17 protein-coding genes and 3 pseudogenes are annotated in these 20,404 nt (G+C 60.1%); 16 read left to right on the top strand and 4 right to left on the bottom strand.

The window, feature by feature from the left end:
• Positions 1-3: 3 nt before the first annotated feature.
• The 8 genes and pseudogenes from MOV63_RS12520 (at position 4) to MOV63_RS12485 (ending at position 8,522) form a co-directional block, all read left to right on the top strand.
• Positions 4-942, top strand: a complete 939-nt coding sequence (locus MOV63_RS12520) for an ABC transporter substrate-binding protein (protein WP_247034031.1) — start codon at positions 4-6, stop codon at positions 940-942.
• A 64-nt stretch (positions 943-1,006) separates the two neighbouring features.
• Positions 1,007-1,948 (top strand): ABC transporter substrate-binding protein, encoded by a 942-nt coding sequence (locus MOV63_RS12515; protein ID WP_040124719.1) that lies wholly within the window; start codon positions 1,007-1,009, stop codon positions 1,946-1,948.
• 30 nt (positions 1,949-1,978) lie between these two features.
• Positions 1,979-3,039: pseudogene (locus MOV63_RS12510) on the top strand (LLM class flavin-dependent oxidoreductase).
• Complete coding sequence (locus MOV63_RS12505) at positions 3,036-4,226, top strand: cystathionine beta-lyase (protein WP_247034029.1); 1,191 nt, start codon at positions 3,036-3,038, stop codon at positions 4,224-4,226. The pseudogene MOV63_RS12510 and the gene MOV63_RS12505 overlap by 4 nt, the downstream one beginning before the upstream one ends.
• A 338-nt stretch (positions 4,227-4,564) precedes the next feature.
• Positions 4,565-5,548 carry an ABC transporter substrate-binding protein gene (locus MOV63_RS12500; RefSeq protein WP_247034028.1) on the top strand — a complete coding sequence of 328 codons (984 nt, stop codon included), beginning with the start codon at positions 4,565-4,567 and terminating at the stop codon, positions 5,546-5,548.
• Positions 5,549-5,585: 37 nt separating this feature from the next.
• Positions 5,586-6,449 carry an ABC transporter permease gene (locus MOV63_RS12495; protein ID WP_247034027.1) on the top strand — a complete coding sequence of 288 codons (864 nt, stop codon included), beginning with the start codon at positions 5,586-5,588 and terminating at the stop codon, positions 6,447-6,449.
• Entirely contained in the window at positions 6,446-7,174 is a 729-nt protein-coding gene (locus tag MOV63_RS12490; RefSeq protein WP_247034026.1) for an ABC transporter ATP-binding protein, read from the top strand. Before MOV63_RS12495 ends, MOV63_RS12490 begins: the two co-directional genes overlap by 4 nt.
• Positions 7,175-7,184: 10 nt before the next feature.
• Positions 7,185-8,522, top strand: a complete 1,338-nt coding sequence (locus MOV63_RS12485) for an LLM class flavin-dependent oxidoreductase (protein WP_040124723.1) — start codon at positions 7,185-7,187, stop codon at positions 8,520-8,522.
• Between the two features lie 15 nt (positions 8,523-8,537).
• Here MOV63_RS12485 and MOV63_RS12480 read toward each other — a convergent pair.
• Positions 8,538-8,651, bottom strand: a pseudogene (locus tag MOV63_RS12480) (IS5/IS1182 family transposase); the annotation flags it as partial.
• 126 nt (positions 8,652-8,777) lie between these two features.
• Complete coding sequence (locus tag MOV63_RS32590) at positions 8,778-9,152, bottom strand: helix-turn-helix domain-containing protein (RefSeq protein ID WP_258719176.1); 375 nt, start codon at positions 9,150-9,152, stop codon at positions 8,778-8,780.
• A gap of 1,040 nt (positions 9,153-10,192) precedes the next feature.
• On the opposite strand from MOV63_RS32590, the gene MOV63_RS12470 reads away from it, so the two are divergent.
• Together MOV63_RS12470 and MOV63_RS12465 are read left to right on the top strand one after the other, a co-directional pair.
• Positions 10,193-11,353, top strand: coding sequence for an iron-containing alcohol dehydrogenase (locus tag MOV63_RS12470; protein WP_040124726.1), 1,161 nt, complete (start codon positions 10,193-10,195; stop codon positions 11,351-11,353).
• A gap of 154 nt (positions 11,354-11,507) precedes the next feature.
• Entirely contained in the window at positions 11,508-11,963 is a 456-nt protein-coding gene (locus tag MOV63_RS12465) for an RbsD/FucU family protein (RefSeq protein ID WP_040124194.1), read from the top strand.
• Positions 11,964-12,362: 399 nt separating this feature from the next.
• Here MOV63_RS12465 and MOV63_RS12460 read toward each other — a convergent pair.
• Positions 12,363-13,525, bottom strand: a pseudogene (locus MOV63_RS12460) (IS110 family transposase).
• Complete coding sequence (locus tag MOV63_RS12455; RefSeq protein WP_162182357.1) at positions 13,482-13,775, bottom strand: hypothetical protein; 294 nt, start codon at positions 13,773-13,775, stop codon at positions 13,482-13,484. Before MOV63_RS12455 ends, MOV63_RS12460 begins: the two are co-directional and overlap by 44 nt.
• Positions 13,776-14,030: 255 nt before the next feature.
• On the opposite strand from MOV63_RS12455, the gene MOV63_RS12450 reads away from it, so the two are divergent.
• The 6 genes from MOV63_RS12450 to MOV63_RS12425 all read left to right on the top strand — a co-directional run.
• A complete protein-coding gene (locus MOV63_RS12450; protein WP_040124727.1) occupies positions 14,031-14,339 on the top strand; it encodes a helix-turn-helix domain-containing protein in 309 nt (102 codons plus the stop codon).
• The gene (locus tag MOV63_RS12445; protein WP_040124729.1) at positions 14,332-15,582 is read left to right on the top strand and encodes a type II toxin-antitoxin system HipA family toxin; all 1,251 of its coding nucleotides are present in this window, start codon (positions 14,332-14,334) and stop codon (positions 15,580-15,582) included. The genes MOV63_RS12450 and MOV63_RS12445 overlap by 8 nt, the downstream gene beginning before the upstream one ends.
• A gap of 600 nt (positions 15,583-16,182) precedes the next feature.
• Positions 16,183-17,733, top strand: a complete 1,551-nt coding sequence (locus tag MOV63_RS12440; protein WP_040124730.1) for an ABC transporter substrate-binding protein — start codon at positions 16,183-16,185, stop codon at positions 17,731-17,733.
• 1 nt (position 17,734) lies between these two features.
• Entirely contained in the window at positions 17,735-18,682 is a 948-nt protein-coding gene (locus tag MOV63_RS12435; RefSeq protein ID WP_040124732.1) for an ABC transporter permease, read from the top strand.
• A gap of 2 nt (positions 18,683-18,684) precedes the next feature.
• Positions 18,685-19,548: an ABC transporter permease gene (locus MOV63_RS12430; protein WP_040124734.1), complete on the top strand. Its 864-nt coding sequence runs from the start codon at positions 18,685-18,687 to the stop codon at positions 19,546-19,548.
• A partial coding sequence (locus MOV63_RS12425) for an ABC transporter ATP-binding protein (RefSeq protein ID WP_247034025.1) occupies positions 19,545-20,404 on the top strand: 860 nt, incomplete at its 3' end. The genes MOV63_RS12430 and MOV63_RS12425, both read left to right, overlap by 4 nt.

The following is a 20,404-nucleotide window of genomic DNA, read 5'->3' as shown; positions in this document are numbered from 1 at the left end:
AGCATGCCCTACACGTCCAAGCTTCTTGGTCTGACTATCGGCGGCCTCCTGTCGCTTTCGGGGTTTTTCGGCGCGTTCGCTCATGCGCAGGAAGTCGATCTCTCGCCTGAGCAGAAAAGCCGCGTGAGGGCGGAGAAAGTTGATTCCGCCATCAAGCTTATTCCAGCTGGCTACAAGTTCGTCACTCCCGGCAAGCTGACGGTCGCCTCCGTTCCCGGCCGTCTGCCTTTCGCGGCCTACGCTACCGACAACAAGACGCCGGTCGGCAGCGAGCCGGATTTCGCGCAGCTTGTCGCAGATAGTCTCGGCCTGCAGCTGGAACTGGTACCCATCGCCTGGGCCGACTGGCCGCTCGGGCTCGTTTCCGGCCGTTTCGATGCGGCAATCCACAACATCACCGTGACGGAAGAGCGCAAGGAGAAGTTCGACTTCTCGACCTACCGCAACGACCTGTTAGGCTTCTACGTACCGCTGAACAGCAAGGTGGCCAAGGTCGAGAAGCCGGGAGATGTCGCCGGCCTCAAGGTGATCGTCTCGTCGGGCACCAACCAGGAGCAGATCCTGCTGCGCTGGATCGAAGCCAACAAGGCGAAGGGTCTCCCGGCCAGCGAGGTGCAGTATTACGACGACGAAGCGGTGCTGGATGTCGCCCTGCAATCCGGCCGCGCCGACGCCTATCTCGGCCCGAACGCCACCTCGGCCTTCAAGGCGGCCAAGGAGCAGAAGACGAAATTCGTCGGCGGCTTCTCCGGCGGCTGGCCGCAGACGGCGGAGATCGCCGTCGCCACCAAGAAAGGCTCCGGCCTGGCGGACGCCATCACGGTCGCGCTCAACGAGCAGATCAAGGGCGGTAGCTACGGAAAGGTGCTTGCCCGCTGGAACCTCGCCGCCGAGGCGGTGAAGGAAGCGCGCACCAACCCGCCCGGCCTGCCGAAGAAGTGACCCCATTTGGCGCGGGCTTATCCCTCTTGGCTCGCGCCCCTTTTCACAAACATGGAAACTGATCATGTCTCTCTTCAAAAAAACATTCAGCCTCCTGGCCGCTGGCCTTTTGAGTTCCGCGCTCGGACTATCCGCGGCCGATGCCGCCGAAGATATCTTCGATCTCTCGCCCGACCAGCCCGGCCGCATTCGTGCCGAAAAGGATCCCGCAGCGATCGCGGCAATCCCGAAGGATTTTAAGCTCGCGACGCCGGGCAAATTCACCGTCGCCGTTTCGCCTGGCGGGCCGCCGCTTGCGACCTATGCCACCGATGCCAAAACCGTCGTCGGCGCCGATCCGGAATATGCACTGGCGATTGCTGACAGCCTCGGCCTGAAGCTTGAACTGATCCCGGTCGCCTGGGCGGATTGGCCGCTCGGCCTCGTCTCCGGCAAATACGATGCGGTGATTTCCAATGTCGGCGTGACGGAACTGCGCAAGGAGAAGTTCGACTTCTCCACCTATCGCCAGGGGCTGCACGGTTTCTTCGTCAAGGCCGATAGCGCCGTCAAGGAAATCAAGGAGCCGAAGGATGCCGCCGGTCTGCGTATCACGGTTGGTGCCAGCACCAACCAAGAACGTATCCTGCTCAAGTGGAGCGATGAGAACGTCAAGGCCGGCCTGAAGCCGATCGAACTCGTTTATCACGACGACGATGGGGCCCGGCTCGTGGCGCTGCGCTCCGGCCGCGTCGATGTCATTGTCCAGCCGCATGCTCAGCTCGTCTATATCGCCGCTCGCGACAAGAATATCCGGCGCGTCGGCACGCTGTCGGCCGGCTGGCCGGAGCGCTCGGACGTGGCGATCACCACCCGCAAGGGTTCGGGTCTCGCCGCAGCGCTGACGCTCGCCACCAACAACCTGATCAAGAACGGTACTTACGGCAAGCTTCTTGCCCGCTGGCAGCTTTCGGAAGAGGCGCTGCCGCAGTCGCAGACCAATCCGCCCGGCCTGCCGAAGAGCTGATCGATCCTCCCTCGTGACAATCGCGAAACCATGACACCATCCCCGCTCGACATTCGCCATATCGGCTTCCTCACCCCCGGCAATTATCCCGACGACGACCCCGCCAGCGGGCTCGAAGCCTCGCTCAAGCTTTTCGAAGCGGGCGAGGAACTGGGTTACGACAGCGGCTGGGTCCGCTAGCGGCATATCGAGCACGGCGTCTCCTCGGCGCCGGTTTTCCTCGCTGCCGCCAGCCAGCGCACCAAGCGTATCGAGCTGGGTTCGGCGGTAATCCAACTCGGTTATGAAAGTCCGTTTCGGCTGGCCGAAGACCTTTCCATGACGGACGCGCTTTCCGGCGGGCGCCTCAATGTTGGCGTCAGCGCCGGACCGCCGCTGCACGCCGAACTGGTCGCGCCGCTTGTCTTCGACGGCGACTGGCAGAACTTCGATTTCTCTTATGCGCGGGTCGAACGCTTGCTTGCCGATCTCGAAGGCAACTATATCGGTGATGGCGAGACCTATGTGATCTCTCCCGGCAATCGCCAGCAGGCCCGTCTTCAGCCCTTCGCGAAAGGATTGCGCGACCGTGTCTGGTATGGCGGCGGTTCACTTCGGTCATCGGAATGGGCCGGAAGAACCGGCCTCAACCTGATGATCGGCAGTCTCACCTCCGGCGACATTTCCGACGACTTCCTAGAGGCGCAGGCGAGGCAACTCGCCGCTTTTCGCGCCGCTCTGCCGGCTGGTCGCAGTCCCCGCGTCGCGGCAGGCAGAGTGATTGTCCCGACTGACGGAGCCGACAAGCACACCAGGGAAAATACCGAAATTATGCCGCAAGCCGGCATGAGCGAACGCTCTCGCCTCAGGGGCCGCGCCGCACGCTTTTCAGTCGCGATCTGGTCGGCAGCTCAGACGAGATCATCGAAAGGCTGCTCGCCGACAGTGTTCTGCGCGAGGTCGGCGAACTCCGGCTCGAGCTGCCCTATGAATTTGCTCTGGAGGAGTACGCCCAGATCATCACCGATTTCGCGACGAAGATCGCGCCCGCGCTCGGCTGGAAGCGGGCGCTCGCCAAAGATTCCATCGATACCCGGAAAGCATTCGCATGACTGAAGACCGCAAGCAGACGAGCGCGCTCGGCATGAATACCCAGCTCGTTCGTGCCGGATATGACCCGTTCGACTATCACGGCTTCATCAATCCGCCGCCCGTCCGGGCATCGACCGTCCTGTTTCCGAGCGCCGAAGCGATGGATACGCATGCCCAGAAATACACCTATGGCACGCGCGGTACACCGACCACGAACGCGCTCTGCGAGGCGCTTAACGAACTGGAAGGTGCGGCCGGAACGATCCTGGTGCCTTCGGGCCTTGCGGCCGTGACGATCGCCTTCCTCGCCTATCTTTCACCCGGCGATCATGCGCTGGTGGTGGATTCCGTCTATGGCCCCACCCGGCATTTCTGTGAGACGATGCTCGCGCGGTTCGGCGTGGAGGCTGAATTCTATGACGCGATGGCCGGCGCCGATATCGAAAAACTGTTCCGGCCAAACACTAAGCTGGTGCACACCGAAGCGCCGGGTTCGAACACGTTCGAGATGCAGGATATCCCGGCCATCGTGGAAGTCGCGCATCGGCAGGGCGCAGTTGTCACCATGGACAATACCTGGGCGACGCCGCTTTATTTCCGTCCGCTCGATTTCGGCGTCGACATCTCCATCCAGGCCGTCACCAAGTATCCGGCGGGCCATTCGGATATCCTGATGGGCACCGTGTCCGCCAACGCGGAGCACTGGCCGCGCCTGAAGGAGACCAATGGCGCGCTGGGCATCTGCGGTGCGCCGGACGATGCCTATCAGGTGCTGCGTGGTCTGCGCACCATGGGCGTCCGGCTCGAACGCCACCAGGAAAGCGCTCTTGTCATTGCCCGATGGTTGGAGGGCAGGGACGAGGTGGGTCGGGTGCTGCATCCGGCATTGCCGAGTTCTCCCGGTCACGATCTTTGGAAGCGAGACTTCAAAGGCGCGAGCGGCATCTTTTCTTTCGTGCTGAAGGTCGAGCACAAGAAGGATTACAAGAGAAAAGCCCAAGCTTTTCTCAATGGCTTAAAGCTTTTCGGCCTTGGCTATTCCTGGGGCGGCTTCCCGAGTCTCGCGCTGCACGTGAACCTGTTCGATCGCAAGATCATTTCGCCGCCGGCCGGCGGCCCTGTTCTGCGCCTGCAGATCGGGCTTGAGGATGTCCAAGACTTGATCGCTGATCTCGAAGGAGGCTTTGCAGCGGCCGCAATGGCATAAGCGTCTTCAGTGTAAGTCGTAAGCCTATGGCGACAGACTTAACTGGCTTATTTAATTGCCGCCTCTTTCCCAAGTTTACGTCCGATTCCGTTCAAGAGCCTAGAAGGCCTCAAGGTTACCGGTTCCACGAGCGCAATGCGTCTATCCGGTTAAGTTGGCCGTGAACACACGCGGCGGAGCGAGCTGGATCGTTTATCCGGGTCATGAAGCATGACCGAAACGAATTTGTCACCCGGCACCGGGTTGAGAAAAATACATTTCTTATAAAATCTATCGTTTCGCTGCACTTTTATCCCGGCCGGTGTTCGACACCGATTTGTTAGCTGGGGAACCGACCTGTGAACCGACGTACATTCCTATCCTTTGCCTCCACCCTTTCGCTCGGTCTCGCGTTTGGCCGCCAGACCGAGGCAGCCCTGACGGTCGATCCCAACACCACGCTTGCCGTCGCGGACCAGAGCGAATTCGTTCGCCATCTTCTCGATGCCAGCGGCGAAGCACCGAATCTTGAATTTAAGGCAAGCTTTCCAAATTTCGCCGGTGGCCCCGCTATTCTCGAGGCGATGCGGGCCGGTGCGCTGGATATCGCCTATGTCGGCGATACGCCGCCAATCCAGGCGCGGGCGGCCGGCACGCTTCTGCCGATCATCGGCACGTTTACGCGAGAGGTGGCGCAATATCGCCTGACGAGCCGTCCCGGACTGGTCATCAACAAACTGGCAGATCTCAAGGGCAAGAAGCTCAGCTATATCGAAGGCTCCGGCCGGCAGGTTTTCCTGATCGAGGCGCTGAACCGTGCGGGCATTTCGCTCAAGGATGTGGAACTGGTGAATCTTCGCGTAGCCGATCTGCCGGACGCGGTCCGTTCCGGTGCCGTCGACGTCGCCGTTTTGACTGAACCGCATGTTACTCGCCTGACCAAGCAGGCCGGGGCTTCGCCGGTTCTCGATCCGGTCGAGCGCCAGATCCTGCCGAGCACCAGCTATTTCTACGCCCGCCCCGCTGCTCTGGCCGATCCGAAGAAGGTCGCGGCCGTTGAAAGCTTCCTCGGCGCGTTCACCCGCGGTGCCAAATGGGCGAATGCCAACAGGCAAGCCTGGGGGAAGTTCTATTACACCGATTTCCAGCGCATCTCGCCCGACGATACTGCGGCGATCCTGGCCGCGGAATCGCCGCTCGTCCTGCCGACGTCGGCAGAGGCCATCCCTCATCACCAGAAGCTGATCGACATTCTCTATCAGGCCGGGTCGATCAAGGAACGTTTCGACGCCAAGACGTCGTTCGTCAGCACATTCGACCCGGTCATCGTAGCTGCGCGCTGATGCCGCTTTCGATCTCCAGAGAACACGAGGAGGAACCGTGACGGACTTCATTTCATATCCATACCTTTCGGGGCGTTTGGAAAAGACGCAGTCGGCTGGCGATCAGCAGTCAGAAGTCGGCAAGGCTGTCCGTTTGACGCCGAGGCAGCTTCCGACCGGTGCGAGACTGATCGGTCCTCTCCTCGTTCTGATCGTCTGGGAAGCGGCTTCCCGCCTCGGCATCTTGTCGCCCTACACCCTGACGGCCCCGTCGGCCGCGGGGGTGGCCGGATACGGAATGCTGGCCGACGGCACGCTGCTACCGCACCTGCTGGCTTCGGCCGGGCGTGCCTATGCCGGACTTTTTCTCGGTGTCACGGTTGGGATCATCCTCGCACTTCTGTCCGGCCTGACCCGAAGCGGGGAGGCGCTGATCGATGGCGTGGTGCAGATCAAGCGCGCCGTACCAACGCTGGCGCTCGTCCCGCTCGTGATTATCTGGCTCGGCATCGGCGAGGCGATGAAGATCTTCCTGATCTTCACCGCAGTTCTGGTGCCGGTCTATATCAACACCCACGCGGCGCTGCGGGGGATAGACATCGGCCATGTGGAACTGGCCCGCACACTCGGCCTCACCCGCGGCGAATTCATCCGGAAAGTGGCGCTGCCCGGTGCTCTGCCCGGTTTCTTCGTCTCGTTGCGGTTGGCAGTGACCCTTTGTTGGACGGCGCTCGTCGTCCTCGAGCTCATCAATACGCAGACCGGGATCGGATATCTCATGAACCGCGCCCGCGACTGGGGGCAGACCGACGTCATTGTCGTCGGGATCTTCATCTATGCGATCTTCGGGCTTGTCTCCGATACCGTCGTGCGGTTGATCGAGTCCCGCGCACTCGCCTATCGGAGGGCTTTGGGAGCATGAACGTCCACACCTCGTCGTTCTCGTCGGTTTCGCTCCGCAACCTTTCGCGCGGTTTCGGCGACAAGACCATCCTCAAAGACATCACGCTCGAAATTCCCAAGGGGCAGTTCGTTGCTCTACTCGGCGAATCCGGTTCCGGCAAGACGACCCTGCTTCGGGCGCTTGCCGGGCTGGACGACGATGCGGTGACCGAGGGAGAGTTCCGCCGGCCGGCAAATACGTCCGTTCTGTTCCAGGATGCACGGTTGCTGCCATGGATGAGCGTCATCGACAACCTGACGCTCGGATTACGCCGCGCCGACGCGAAAGCAGCGGCTCTCGCCATGCTGGAAGCGGTGGGGCTGGGCGACAAGGCCAATGTCTGGCCGTCCACCCTGTCCGGCGGTCAGAAACAGCGTGCGGCGCTGGCAAGGTCCCTGCTGCGCCGGCCAGAACTGCTGCTGGCGGACGAACCGTTCGGCGCTCTCGACGCCCTGACACGGATCCGCATGCATGGTCTTTTGTTCCACCTGGTAGAACAGAACAAGCCGACGGTCGTTCTCGTGACGCATGACGTCGACGAGGCGCTGCTGCTTTCCGACCGCATCCTGGTTTTGAAGGATGGGCGGATCGCCGAGGATCATCAGGTCGATCTGCCTCATCCGCGCAGTCTCGGGCATCTCGCCTTCATCGAACTCCGCCGCATGCTGCTCGCCAGCTTCGGCGTCGAACATAACCTCATCTGAGAGAAATCCAATGACGCGTCAGCTGCACTTCAATCTATTCCTGATGCCCCGCGGCCACCACGAGGGCGCATGGCGTCATCCGGATTCCACACGCCGCGCCCTTACCGATCTGGAACTCTATGTCGAGGCTGCGCGAATTGCCGAGGCCGCCAAGTTCGACGCGGTGTTCCTCGCCGATGCCCTGGTTGCTCCCAACAACGGTGGGCTGGTCGCCAGCGGCTCGATGGAGCCGATTACCCTCCTGTCGGCATTGGCTGCCCGCACCGACAAGATCGGCCTGATCGGCACCGCTTCGACGACCTACAGCCTTCCCTATACGCATGCCCGGCAATTCGCTTCTCTCGACCACCTGTCCGGCGGACGCGCGGGCTGGAATATCGTCACATCCTGGGCTCCGCAGGCCGGCCTCAACTATGGTCTGGCACAGGATGTCAGCCATGGCGACCGTTATGAGATCGCCGAGGAATTCGTCGAGGCCGTCGACGCCTTGTGGCGGAGCTTCCCCTCCCAGGCAATCCGCGACAACCGGGAGACGGGGCAGTACCTCGATCCCTCGCTCATCCAGCCGGCCAACTACAATGGTACGCATTTCCGCACGCAGGGACCGCTGAACGTACCGAGCAGCCCGCAGGGCCGTCCGGTTTATATTCAGGCGGGCCAGTCGGATTCCGGCCGGGGCTTTGCTGCACGCTGGGCGGAGGCGATCTTCACAGCGCATCTCGGAAAGGAGACCGCGCAATCCTTCTATTCCGACGTGAAGGGGCGGGCTGTCGGTTACGGCCGTCGCCCGGAGGATATCGTCGTCCTGCCGGGCATCAGCGCCGCCATCGGATCGACCACGCGTGAAGCCCAGCAGGTGTGGGAAGAACTCGACGCGCTGACAAGCCCCCAGATCGGGCTTGCCCGGCTCTCGGCGCGGTTCGGAGGCCATGACTTCTCCGGCATTCCGCTCGACCGTGTCCTAACCCAGGACGATTTCCCGGATCCGGCGCAGGTGGAGGCCTCCAAGAGCCGGGCGACCGGTTATGTCGATCTTGCGCTGAAGGAAGGCCTGACGCTGCGCAAGTTGCTCCAGAAGCTTGCCGGCGCAAGAGGGCACTTCACTGCGACAGGCACCCCAGAGCAGGTAGCCGATATCATCGAGGACTGGTTCAAGACCGGCGCCGCCGATGGCTTCAACGTGATGCCGCCAATCGTCAACAAGCAGCTCGAACTGTTCGCGACCGAAGTCGTCCCAATCCTGCGCAAGCGGGGTCTCTTCCGTACCGATTATGAAGGCAGTACCCTGCGGTCGCATTTCGGGCTGGGGCCGGTCGGGGGGAAGATACCGTTTGCCAGGACTGCTTAGAGTCCGTCCGAGAATTCATGATGGGCGTGCGATCCGTCTGACGAGGGTCATGATGGATGCGGCATAAAGGAAGGCCTTGGCGGACTTGATGGTTGCTTCCGGGTCTTTCCATAGCCGGCGGTTTCGGCTGCATCCGTCAGGTCGGTTTCGTATCGTGGCTGTTTGCGACTATACCGCCGCCGGGTGGTCGGGTTCCACATGGCGCTTTCATTCAGGCTCCAGACACCTCCTTGGAATCATCATCGGCCCGATCACTCAACCCAATTCTCGGACGGGCTCTGAGGTCGGCGAGTATTTCTGCGCGTCCAGATGCTCTGGCCCGAGCAGTACAGTATGCGCCCGCTGGCAGAACTTCAGTCTGGTGAAAGACGGCATTCGTTGGCGACATCGCTGTGCAGAATGACATGCGAAAACATTTCTCGATGCGATACTCGTGGCATAGCGAACCGGCCGGCGCGATCGGTCGCTCAAGGCCTCAGGGCCATCATCCTTGTAACGGTTGAAGATCTTGTAGCCGGTCTTGCGCGAGATACCGAAATCCCGGCAAACTTCGCTCATGCCTTCGCCCTGCAGAAGCCGGGCGACAAATCGTAGACGCTCTTCCATAACCGAAGTCTCTCTCCACGGCATCAACACCTCCCGCCGAAAGCGAAAAAGTGTTACCCATGTCTTCGGTACAAAACGTCACCTATCTCTCAGGTCGGGCACAGATATCGAAGGCGCCAAGCCCGTGGAGGCGGCTGATACTGAAACCCTCCCAGGCCGGCGAAGGTGCGGCGCGAAAGCGCAGCACGCGGGGAAGAAAGCGGCAGGGGGCGAATCCGTTCCGCCACCCTCTCCAGGCGTTCCCGCCGCTTCTAACAATGCAATCCCCCTTGATGAGGAGATCAGGCTGCTGCGGGACCAGCTGGCGCGCAAGCTTCAGCTGCAAAATGCACAACTGAAGAGGATGCTGGAGCGGTTCGAACGCTGAACGCGCTTTTATCGCCGCACGTTCTTGGATAGCTGCGCGATTTGTGCTTTTCGCATAGGCCGTGCGCGCCCGCGCTTGTTTCCGGGCGGGAACGTTCATCGTTTGTTTCGGCTGCCCTGATTTCTTCAGATGGTGAAATATCAGTTAGATAGGAAAGTCACGCTGGATTTTATCTCGCCTGAATATCCCCGTCGAACACCTCACCTTTATACTTAATGGCGTGTGGTGCTCACCGGAGAGTTGTTTGATGTGCAAGACGGATTGGGTAATGTTGGTCGCAGTGGCCATCCCGGTTGCGCCGGCCCTTTCAAGGGAGGTCCGGCTTTGGTAGGAAACCTGGCGGAAGCATCGGCGGGCCGAGCGTCAGAGGCACGCTGAGTAACCTTGATGTTTCCCCTCGCTTCTGGTGATAGTTCATCGGGTCCTTTCACTTTCTGGCGGGCCGTGGCGGGAGGAGGGCGGGCCAAGCGTCCCGTCAAAGTGGAGAAGGCAATTTGCTCGGCCATGCGGCTATGCGACTGTGGGCTGCCGTCACAGGCGTGCCTGACCCAATGTTGGGGAACACCGGTCGCAAGCATCGTTCTAATGGGTGCCGTTGCACTCGACTAGGTGCTCTGCTCAAACACTGCAAAGCCCGGCTATTGCCCGACAAGGTCCCGGACCGCGTCGTAGGCGCAAATCGGCAAGGGGAAAATGCATGAATCCGTTTGTCTTCAGTACAAGCGCACAGATCGTCTTTCGACCTGGTGCTGCATCTGCGATCGGCGATCTCGTAAAGCAGAAGCTCGGCCGCCGTATTCTCTTCGTGACAGACCCCGGATTGCGACAGCTTGGCCTTTGTGAACCTGCTCTTGCGTCTCTCACTGCCTCCGGCATCGAGACCACTGTGTTCGATGGAGTCGAAGCGGACCCATCGCTCGCGACCGTGATGGCTGCGGCAGGCGCCGCCAAGGCTGACAATGTCTCCGGGGTCATCGGCTTCGGCGGCGGTTCTTCACTTGACGTGGCCAAAGTCGTCGCATTGCTCTGCGGTTCAGGTGAGCCCCTCGACGAGGCGTGGGGCGTGGGGAATGCGAAGGGGCCGCGGCTGCCACTGGTTCTTGTTCCCACCACGGCTGGAACAGGATCGGAGGTCACCCCGGTTTCCATTATCACGGTCGGCGGCGACGAGAAGCGTGGCGTGTCGTCGTCCATCATCCTGCCCGACATCGCGATCCTCGATCCCGATCTGACCTTAAGCCTTCCCGCTCACATAACGGCCGCCACCGGCATCGACGCCATGGTTCATGCGATCGAGGCCTATGCGTCGAAGAGCGCGAACAACAATCCTCTTTCAAAGATGCTTGCGCGTCAGGCGCTGCAGCTTTTAGGCTCGAATATTGAGAAGGCGGTCTTGGACGGAAAGGATCGTGTCGCCCGCGGCGCAATGCTTCTCGGCTCTATGCTGGCTGGACAGGCCTTCGCGAACTCTCCTGTGGCGGCGGTTCATGCGTTGGCCTATCCGATCGGCGGGACCTTCCACATTCCCCACGGCCTTTCAAACGCGCTCGTGCTCCCGCACGTCCTGCAGTTCAATTCGCCGGACGCTGCATCGATATACGCGGAGATCGCAGCGGACGTTTTTCCGGAACTTGCTTCGGAACAGGGACACCAGCGACGATGCGCCGCTTTCATCGAAGGACTTGCCGGGTTGTCGCTTAAGCTCGGCCTTCAGCCGCGGCTGCGGGACGTGGGTATCGGAGAAGAGCACTTGGCCGGAATGGCGCGGGACGCCATGAAACAGACCCGACTTCTCGTCAACAACCCTCGCGAGATTGGCGAGGCTGACGCACTGTCGATATACAGGGCGGCCTGGTAGTGGCGGAGCGAACAGCCCCTCAACGGTCCAGCCCAAAAAGTTCCGAACGACTGCGATCATGACCCTGGTCCTCGTCGGAATCTTTCTGGAGCCGCTATATCGTCAAGGGGCTGACGGCGGGCGCCGTCAAATAAATGGTATTGAGGAGGACATTTTGCTCAAGAATATTCATCCGGCGCTGAACGCCGACGTGCTGCACGCGCTTCGCTCCATGGGGCATGGCGACACGCTGGTCGTCTCCGACACCAACTTCCCGAGCGACAGCGTCGCCCGACAGACGGTCGTCGGCCGGCCGCTCAGCATTGCCAATCTCTCGGCTCGTGACGCGATCCGTGCCATTCTCTCGGTGCTGCCGCTCGACACGCCGCTCCAGAATTCCGCCGGTCGCATGGAAGTCATGGGCGCGCCGGGCGAAATTCCGACGGTGCAAAGCGAGGTGCAGGCGGAGATCGACCGGGCGGAAGGCAGGCATTCGCCCATGTACGGCATCGAGCGCTTCGCTTTCTACGATTTGGCCAAGAAGGCCTATTGCGTGATCTCGACCGGTGAAACCCGCTTTTATGGCTGCTTCCTGTTCACCAAGGGTGTCATCCCACCTGCAGGCGTGTGAGGTTTCGGCATGGGAACCGGAATTTCCATTCTCGGCATTTTCGTCTCCGACACGGCCTGTCTCCCGCCGAAGTGTCATCGGTTCGAATCCCTCACATCGGGATTTTTTGTCAATCAGTCATTCGAGTGGCATCGGATTTCTCCACTTTAGGCGGATCCACCGTCTGAGCCCATAGTCATTACCGGCCCGTTTGTGGGCCTGTACAACCTCACATTCGGTCGCCGTCCGTAGCGGCCGCACCATTATCCCGCTTTCGACGCGCACGGGCTCAGGAGAAGGGGCCAAACTCACGATCGGCGCTTGAGAGCCAAAAGGATTCCCGGTTCGTCCACCTGGATCCGTCAGGACTGATCAGGCCCTGAGGATTAGTTTTCTGATTAAGCGAGCTGCGTCTGCACTTCAGGCAGTTTTCATGATCGCACCTTCGATTACGACACCGGAGCTCACGTACTTCCAAAGTGCGACCAGTAATTTACGCGCCAGCGCCACGATCATAGGCGTTTTAAGGCGGCCGGCATTACGGTGCAATGCGCTCCTTGAACCATAACGTTAATGCCGATTTTGGTTGGTGCCGCAACCATAGCCAGGCAAGTTCGACCATTGTCGCTTGCAACCGCGGATTTCCCGCCTTCGAGACACTTTGCTCGCGATTGACGTTGCCGCTTTGCCACGGGGAGGGCGCTAGGCCCGCGTAAGAGGCAACTTGCCGCCGATTGTCGAAGTGTCTGAACAAACCTTCCGTGTAGAGTATCGTTGCGAACTCGAGACCAATTCCTCTGATCCCCAAAAGAGCAGTCGCTCTTGCCGGCGTTTCCGGCGCCTCGCGTACAGTCAAAGCATCTCGCTCTGCTTCCACGGCCTTGATTTGTGTGAGCAGCAATTCGAGACAGATCGAGTTCTGTGCAAATTTCGGCTTTGAGGTGTTTAGACAGAACCCTGCCATCTCCAGTTCCAAGCTCTTCCAGACGCTGTCGACGATCTCGATTTACAGGCTCGTAATCTCGTACACCTTGGGCGAAGAGTAGACCTTTGATGCGATTGACGTGGAAGACACGTTCAGCAATCAGGGTTTTCCGCTCTCGCCCGAGCCTGCGGATGTCTTCCTCATCCGGCGTGAGCAGTTTGACCATCGAGCAGGCCTGCGGCTCGCCACGTTTCCATGCGATCAGAGCGCGGATCAGCGTTTCGCCGTCGATGCGATCCGTCTTTGCCCGGCGGTGGCGGCGGGGCATGGCAATGGATGCAGCCTCGACAATATGGCTCTCGATCCAGGCTTCCTTGCTGAGCACCCGCCCCAACCAAAAGCCATCAAGCCCGACCTCTTGATTGACCACCAGCGGATAAAGCATGTTCTTGCGCCGCTGACTTTTCTGGCGGAGCGCAGCAAAACACGAAAATAGGCCAGCGATGTCACCTCCGGTAATCGTATGGCGTGACATCTTCTCGCTTCCGGGCGACAACGCCGTCACCAGCCATGCCGATTTACTGAGTTCCAACGAGACGAAAATTGTTCCAAGATCAATGAGGGTAGCGGTCTGTGCTTGAGTTTGATCTGCTGTCATCGGCATGATTGGCCTCCAGAGAGTTTTCTAGCGACCTCACTCTGCCACGGTGCAGGCCGCTACTCACCCCTGATGGGATATCAAGGCGGCCATTCAGGATCGGTGGCGGCTTCCGGTAAATGATCAGGTTAATGAGATAGGGGCGGATATTTTCCAGCACCCGCTTCGGTGCGATCGGCGCAATGCGCAGCTCGCGGAATTCAGAGATCTTTCGTTGAAAATGACGTGATGAATTATCCAGTTTGGGCATGCTCATTCCTTTTCTCTCAGGCACCGGTGCCGAGGGCGAGCGGGAATAGGAGGGCTTTAACAAAGCATGTAGCGGAATATATAATTTAGCGGTCGTGCTCGACCCCGCAGCGCCCATAAACTCTTTCGGAAAAGGCATTGAACAGATCATATTTCATAATATGATCTGCAAATAGATCAATTGTCTTGACTTTTTTCAAGGAACGAAGATATGTAAACGTAACATTCAGTCCGCAGTGATAGGTTTAGAGATCAAATGGTTGGGTCAGAGGCTTTGCTTGCGATCGGCCGGCGGTTGAAGACGGCACGTAAAGACTTGGGACTCACTCAAGAGCAGGTTGCCGACCTGGCAGGCATATCCCGTCCTCGCTATCGTGAGATCGAGGCTGGAAGCGCCGCTGCTCGCACAACGACCTTGATCAACATTTCGCGGGCGCTCGGTCTTGAGCTGATGCTCATCCCGCACGCTATGGTCCCGGCGGTTGATGCCCTGCTGCAGCCCGATGGTGCTGAAGACGACCTTCCTGCGTTCGCGGTCAGCGCAGACGGCAATGCCAATGCCTGAGGCTCCTCTCAATCCAAGATCCATATCATCACTTGAAGTGCTGCTGAATGACCTGACGGTCGGCACGATCGTCAGAACGCCCGGCAATTTCAACGCGTTCAGCTTTGAGGAGAGCTATCGCGCGACGGGCGGCTTTCCTGTTTTGAGCTTGTCTTTCCGCGCGGTAAGCGGAGGTCTGCGCAAGGATCCCAAGCCTGTTGCTAGAGCGTTGCCGGCGTTCTTTGCCAATCTTCTTCCCGAGGACAAGCTGCGCGAGGCGATGGAAAAGCACCATACCGGCAGTGTTCGCGCCGGAAACGACTTTGATCTGCTGGTTGCACTCGGGTCGGATCTGCCGGGTGCCGTCCGCGTTATGCCAAGCGCAGGAACCGTTGCTCGCGTTGACGATCCATCACCTCTCAAATCGAAGGTCCGGTTTTCGCTCGCTGGTGTGCAGATGAAGCTTTCCGTCATCAAGAACACGGGCAAGGGTGGGGGGCTGACGCTGCCACTAGGCGATGAGCAGGGATCCTATATTGCCAAGTTTCCGTCGACGTCGTTTCCCGGTGTCTCGGAAAACGAATATGCCAATCTCGCTTTGGCCGAAGCGATCGGCATGGACGTGCCGGAACGCGAGCTTGTCGAGCAATCCGAATTCGAGGGCATTCCTGAGGAGTTCGAGACACTGTCGGACGGTAAAGTCCTGCTCGTCAAACGCTTTGATCGCGGCATCGACGGCGAGCGGATCCACATCGAGGACTTTGCTCAGGTATTTGGCATATATCCCTCACGCAAATACGAAGGTGCCGCCTATCACGATATCGCCGTTGCTCTCGGCATCGCCGTATCGTCGGCGGCGCAGATTGAATTTGTCCGCCGGCTGGCTTTGGCCGCCATCACGGGCAATGGCGACATGCATCTCAAGAACTGGTCTCTGATCTATCCTGGTGCGGGCGATAAACCCGAGCTAGCTCCTGTATATGATGTACTCTCGACCATTCCCTACATTCCGGCGGATGCCATGGCGCTGTCGCTCGCCGGCGAGCGTTCCTTCAGGGCGATGGACGCACAGCGATGGAAAGTCTTCGCCAATCGTGCACGTTTGCCTGAAGCTGCTGTTCTCAAAGCGGTGATCGAGACAGTTGACCGCGTCAACGAGCTTTGGTGGTCCCTGCCAGAGCGTGAGGTCGTTCCGGCAAAGGTTCTTGAGAGGATCGATGCTCATGTGAAGTTGATGATGCCGATCCTCAGCACGTGCGCGTAATAACTTGATAGTGTCGTCGGTCCGAGCCCGCACAAGGCTCCGTACTAGCCAGCACGCCAATTCTCCTGGCGTATTTCACTCGTTGCCAAAGCGCATCGTCGACGATCCCGAGCGACGGGACCTCCTGGATGACATGGAGCGCGGCGGAATTCCTTCGCGATAAAGCACGACGCGCTGAAGGCAAGCATTGTGACCGATCTCCCTGTTTTGAATAGCGGTCACCATGGTGGAGATTGTATATGGGATTCGGGGTTTTCATTCACAGCCCAGATTCGATCTACGACGACAGCCCGGCTGAACAATATCAGTTCCCGACCCAATATCCGTCCATTGGATGTTTGATCGAGGCCTCATCGGCTTGTCGGATGATCTCGAAATCTTGGCTTGGCGCCATGCAAACGATCGTGCATCCAGTTCGTTTTTCGCCCCCACCAAACTGGATATATTCTGAGGCCGCTGAAATGGGGCACATGGCGAGCTTGACAAACGGAGAAAACCCAGCGACGCTAAATCTAGCGAGCACTCGGTATAATTAGGCGCTTGATGACCGGAGGAGGCAGGCGCGTCGCGCCTGTTCGGTCGCACTCGGGAGGAAGATTGATGACCAACAGGATTTTGCCTGCAATTCGCCATGCCCGCCCCATCGGCGGGATGATTTTCTGGGCCGTTCTGGCCTTTGGTCTCTGTGCCGCCGTTCCGGCGAAAGCCCAAGATAGCAAGCCGGTTCGCGGGGGGGCGATCACTGTCTCGCAGACGGCGGATGCCCAGCCACGCAACATCCTGACACTGCGTGCCGGCAATTCGCCTTGGGTGAAGAACGTCTTCGAAACGCTGACCCAGACCGACCCCAAGACCTTCGAAGTCAAACCTCTGCTCGCCAAGTCCTGGAAAGTGGCCGCCGACGGACTCTCGATGGAAATCGTGCTGCGCGACGACGTGACCTTCCATACCGGCCGCAGGATGACGGCCGACGACGTGAAGTTCACGCTGGAGACCATGGCCCTGCCGGAAACCGCCGCCCAGGTCGGCTTCATCGCCAAGGAGTTCCAGAGCATCGACGTCACCAGTCCGACGACGCTGACGATCAAGTTCAAGAAGCCGCTCGCCAACATCTTTGACCTCTTCGAAGAGGCTAACGTCATCGACAAGGAAACCTATACCAAGCGCGAGGACGGCTCCCAGGTGATCGGAACCGGCCCGTTCAAGTTCGCCAAATGGACGCCGGGCGCCTCGATCATGCTGGAGCGCTATACCGGTTACCGCGACAGGAACCTGCCTTATCTCGACTCGATCGAATTCGCGATCATCACCGATAGCACCGCATCGGTTTCGGCGTTACGCAGCGGCCGTTCCGTCATGGCGACGGGACTTTCGCAGAACGACCTCGTCGAATTCGAGGGCAACCCGCAATACCAGTTCCTGAATTCAGGCGGGGCTATCTATCCGTTTGGCGTCAATGTTACCAAGGCGCCGTTCGATAAGAAGGAAGTGCGCCAGGCACTCGGTTATGCGATCGACCGTCAGCGTATCAACGAACAGGTATTTGGCGGTATCGGTACTCCGACCGATCTCTTCTGGGGTGTCGGCTCGCCGGGTTATGGTGAGGAGCAGGCGAACCGCTACAGCTATGATCCGACGAAGGCCAAGGCGCTGATCGAAAAGGCTGGCGCCACGGGTGCCAAGGTGCCAATCATCGTGCCCTCCATCCCGGCGAATCGGAGCATTTTCGAGATCGTTCAGAACAATCTCAAGGAAATCGGGCTTGCGCCGGAAGCAGTGGTCCTCGACGTTGCGGATTTCGACAAACGGCAGGTCGCCGGGGATCTCGGCCCCGCATTCCTGCTGATCCACGGCCAGGTCGGTTTCAGCACAGCGACGCTGCTTTCCTCGCTTCCCTCGCTCCGTCAGGGAAACCCGTCTGGCTTCTGGTCCGACCAGTATGTCACGCTGCGTAACGCGGTGACGGCGGCCAACTCGCCTGATGCAACCGACAAGGCAGTCAAGGCGCTCTCCGACTACATGCTCGATGAGGCCTTCAGCCTGTCGCTGTTGCAGACACCGGGCCAGACCATCCTCTCCGACACGCTAAAGGGCGTGAAGGCGACGCTCCGCTCGCAGATGCTCTACGGCGAAGCTTATCTGGCCGAGTGAGATGCTGACCTTCCTCCTCAAGAAACTCCCGTCGGTGGTGGTGGTGGCGATTGCGAGTTCTCTCATCGCCTTTATTCTGCCACGGATGGCGCCCGGCGATCCCGCCGTGGCACTGGCGGGATCGGATGCAAGCCCCGAACAGCTCGCCGCGGTGCGCGAACAGATCGGCCTCAACGGGCCGCTCCACGAGCAGTATTTCCATTGGATGTGGAACCTCCTGCATGGCGATCTCGGACGCTCATTTGCCATGCGCCGCCCGGTCTCGACGCTGATCATGAGCAGGCTGGAAAGCACGGTCGAGCTTGCGGCGCTGGCGCTGATGCTGATGATCATCATCGGCTTCACGCTCGGCATCCTGTCGGCAACGTTGCGCCATCAGTCCGCCAGGGCAGGGCTCGACATTCTCAACACCATCTGTCTGGCGACGCCGCCTTTCCTCACCGGTCTGCTGCTGATCCTGCTGCTCGGCATCGCCTTTCCGATCCTGCCCGTCAGCGGCGAGATCGGCCTGCTGCGCGACCCGTTGAAGGGGCTGCAATTCCTCATCCTGCCGGCCTTCGCACTCGCGTTGCCGCAGGCGGCGGTTGTCGCCAGGCTTTTGACCACAGCGATCAATTCGGTGCGCGGTGAAGACTTCATCGATCTTGCCAAGGCAAAGGGTGTGCCGCCGGGCCGGCTAATGCGCCGCCATCTTTTGCGCAACAGCCTCGGCCCGGCGATCGTCGCAATCGGGCTTCGGGCCGGCGAGCTCCTGGGCGGCGCGATCGTCATCGAGGCAATCTTTGCCCGGAACGGGCTTGGCCAGCTTGCGGTCTCCAGCGTCCAAAACCGTGACTATCTGGTGCTGCAGGCGCTGATCCTCGGGGCGGTTTTGGTTGCAGTGCTGATACAGCTTTTGTCCGAAATCACTATCGCGGCGCTCGATCCGCGCATCCGGCTGGAGAGTTGACCATGGCCGCACCGCAATCGAAATTGATCCATCGCCATTGGTTCAATCCGTCGATCGCCGGCTACATGCAGGCGTTCACCACGACGCGCGGCATTGTGGCGCTGACGGTGATCATTCTCATCTCGGCGCTTGCCTTTCTGGCTCCGTTTATCTTTCCTCTCGGCTACGACATCCAGTCCCGGGAATCGTTGCGGGCACCGTCGCTCGTGCATTTCTTCGGCACCGACGAACTCGGCCGCGATCTTTTTGTGCGCAGCATCTACGGGCTAAGGTCGGACCTGACGCTTGTTTATTGTGCGGTGCCTGTCAGCATGGTGGCAGGCACGCTGCTTGGGTTGATCGGGGCAGTTTCGCCAAGACTCGGCAATTTCGTGCAGCGTTGCCTCGATATCATCGTGGGCTTCCCGGGGCTCATCCTCGGCATCTGCGTCGTGCTGGTGCTCGGCGCCGGTTGGACGGCGCTGTTGGTGGCGATCGTCATTTCCGGTCTGCCAAGCTTCGGACGCCTTGCCCGCGCCACGCTGCTCGCCCAGCAACAGCGGGAATACGTCATCGCGGCTCGCACGCTGGGCGTCGGTAAATGGCAGATCATGGTCCGCCACATCTTGCCGAACGCCATCGACCCGATCATCGTACAAGGCGCCGTCTTTGTCGTTTCGGCGATCTTCATCGAGGCGGCGCTCAGCATCGTCGGGCTTGGATTGCAGCCGCCGGAACCGTCACTCGGAACGCTGCTCAACAACGGCATGCGTTATGTCAGCCGTGCGCCGACTTATGTGCTCGGTCCGACCGTCATCCTCATCCTCGTCGCGCTTGCCTTCAGCATGCTGGCCGACGCCTTGAACGATACGGTGAACCGCAAATGACCGACATTTCAGTCCAGTCCGTTGCGCCGCTGTTGAATGTCGAGGGCCTGTCCGCCTCCTTCGCCGGCCGGCATACGAATATCCGCATCACCGACAACGTCTCCTTCGAGGTGAAACCGCGACGGGTTCTCGGCATCGTCGGCGAATCCGGTTCCGGCAAGTCGGTCACCGTGCGTTCGGTCCTCGGCATGCTGCGCCATCCCGGCCGGATCGATACCGGCAAGGTAATGTTCAACGGCCGCGATCTCGTCGGTCTGCCGGAAACCGAGATGCGCAAGATCCGCGGCAAGGATATCGCCATGGTCTTCCAGGACCCGCAGGCGGCCCTGAACCCGGTGATGACCGTCGGTAAACAGATCGCCGAGGCGCTTGTCGTTCATGGCGCAGGCCGGGCAGCGGCGCGCGAACGGGCCTTCGAACTGCTGCGGCAGGTCGGCATTCCGGATGTGGAGCGCAATTTCGACCAGTATCCGCACCAGTTTTCCGGCGGCATGCGCCAGCGTGTGGTGATCGCCATCGCGCTCGCCAACAAGCCTTCGCTGCTGATCGCCGACGAACCGACCACGGCGCTCGATGTGACGATCCAAGCGCAGATCCTGCGGCTTCTCTGCGACCTGAAAGACGAGCTCGGCCTGTCGATCATCATGATCACCCACGACATGGGCGTGGTGGCAGAACTCTGCGACGATCTCGTCGTTATGTATGGTGGCCGAGTGGTGGAGCGCGGTACGGTAACCGATGTCTTCTCCGCGCCGCGCCATCCCTACACCGCGGCGCTGCTGCATTCCGTGCCGCGCATCGACAGCGATACCGGCAGCCAGTTGCGCGCCATCCCCGGTTCGCCGCCGGAGATCGG

The organism is Neorhizobium sp. SHOUNA12A (assembly GCF_023006505.1).
Classification (GTDB): Bacteria; Pseudomonadota; Alphaproteobacteria; order Rhizobiales; family Rhizobiaceae; genus Neorhizobium.
This window is presented reverse-complemented; position numbering and strand designations above follow the sequence as displayed.

What these genes read in the sequence shown, in the direction of transcription:
- MOV63_RS12520 (WP_247034031.1), top strand. Translation starts at nt 4, where the DNA reads ATGCCCTACACGTCCAAGCTTCTTGGTCTGACTATCGGCGGCCTCCTG.
- MOV63_RS12515 (WP_040124719.1), top strand. Translation starts at nt 1,007, where the DNA reads ATGTCTCTCTTCAAAAAAACATTCAGCCTCCTGGCCGCTGGCCTTTTG.
- MOV63_RS12505 (WP_247034029.1), top strand. Translation starts at nt 3,036, where the DNA reads ATGACTGAAGACCGCAAGCAGACGAGCGCGCTCGGCATGAATACCCAG.
- MOV63_RS12490 (WP_247034026.1), top strand. Translation starts at nt 6,446, where the DNA reads ATGAACGTCCACACCTCGTCGTTCTCGTCGGTTTCGCTCCGCAACCTT.
- MOV63_RS12485 (WP_040124723.1), top strand. Translation starts at nt 7,185, where the DNA reads ATGACGCGTCAGCTGCACTTCAATCTATTCCTGATGCCCCGCGGCCAC.
- MOV63_RS32590 (WP_258719176.1), bottom strand. Translation starts at nt 9,152, where the DNA reads ATGCCGTGGAGAGAGACTTCGGTTATGGAAGAGCGTCTACGATTTGTC.
- MOV63_RS12470 (WP_040124726.1), top strand. Translation starts at nt 10,193, where the DNA reads ATGAATCCGTTTGTCTTCAGTACAAGCGCACAGATCGTCTTTCGACCT.
- MOV63_RS12455 (WP_162182357.1), bottom strand. Translation starts at nt 13,775, where the DNA reads ATGCCCAAACTGGATAATTCATCACGTCATTTTCAACGAAAGATCTCT.
- MOV63_RS12450 (WP_040124727.1), top strand. Translation starts at nt 14,031, where the DNA reads ATGGTTGGGTCAGAGGCTTTGCTTGCGATCGGCCGGCGGTTGAAGACG.
- MOV63_RS12445 (WP_040124729.1), top strand. Translation starts at nt 14,332, where the DNA reads ATGCCTGAGGCTCCTCTCAATCCAAGATCCATATCATCACTTGAAGTG.
- MOV63_RS12440 (WP_040124730.1), top strand. Translation starts at nt 16,183, where the DNA reads ATGACCAACAGGATTTTGCCTGCAATTCGCCATGCCCGCCCCATCGGC.
- MOV63_RS12435 (WP_040124732.1), top strand. Translation starts at nt 17,735, where the DNA reads ATGCTGACCTTCCTCCTCAAGAAACTCCCGTCGGTGGTGGTGGTGGCG.
- MOV63_RS12430 (WP_040124734.1), top strand. Translation starts at nt 18,685, where the DNA reads ATGGCCGCACCGCAATCGAAATTGATCCATCGCCATTGGTTCAATCCG.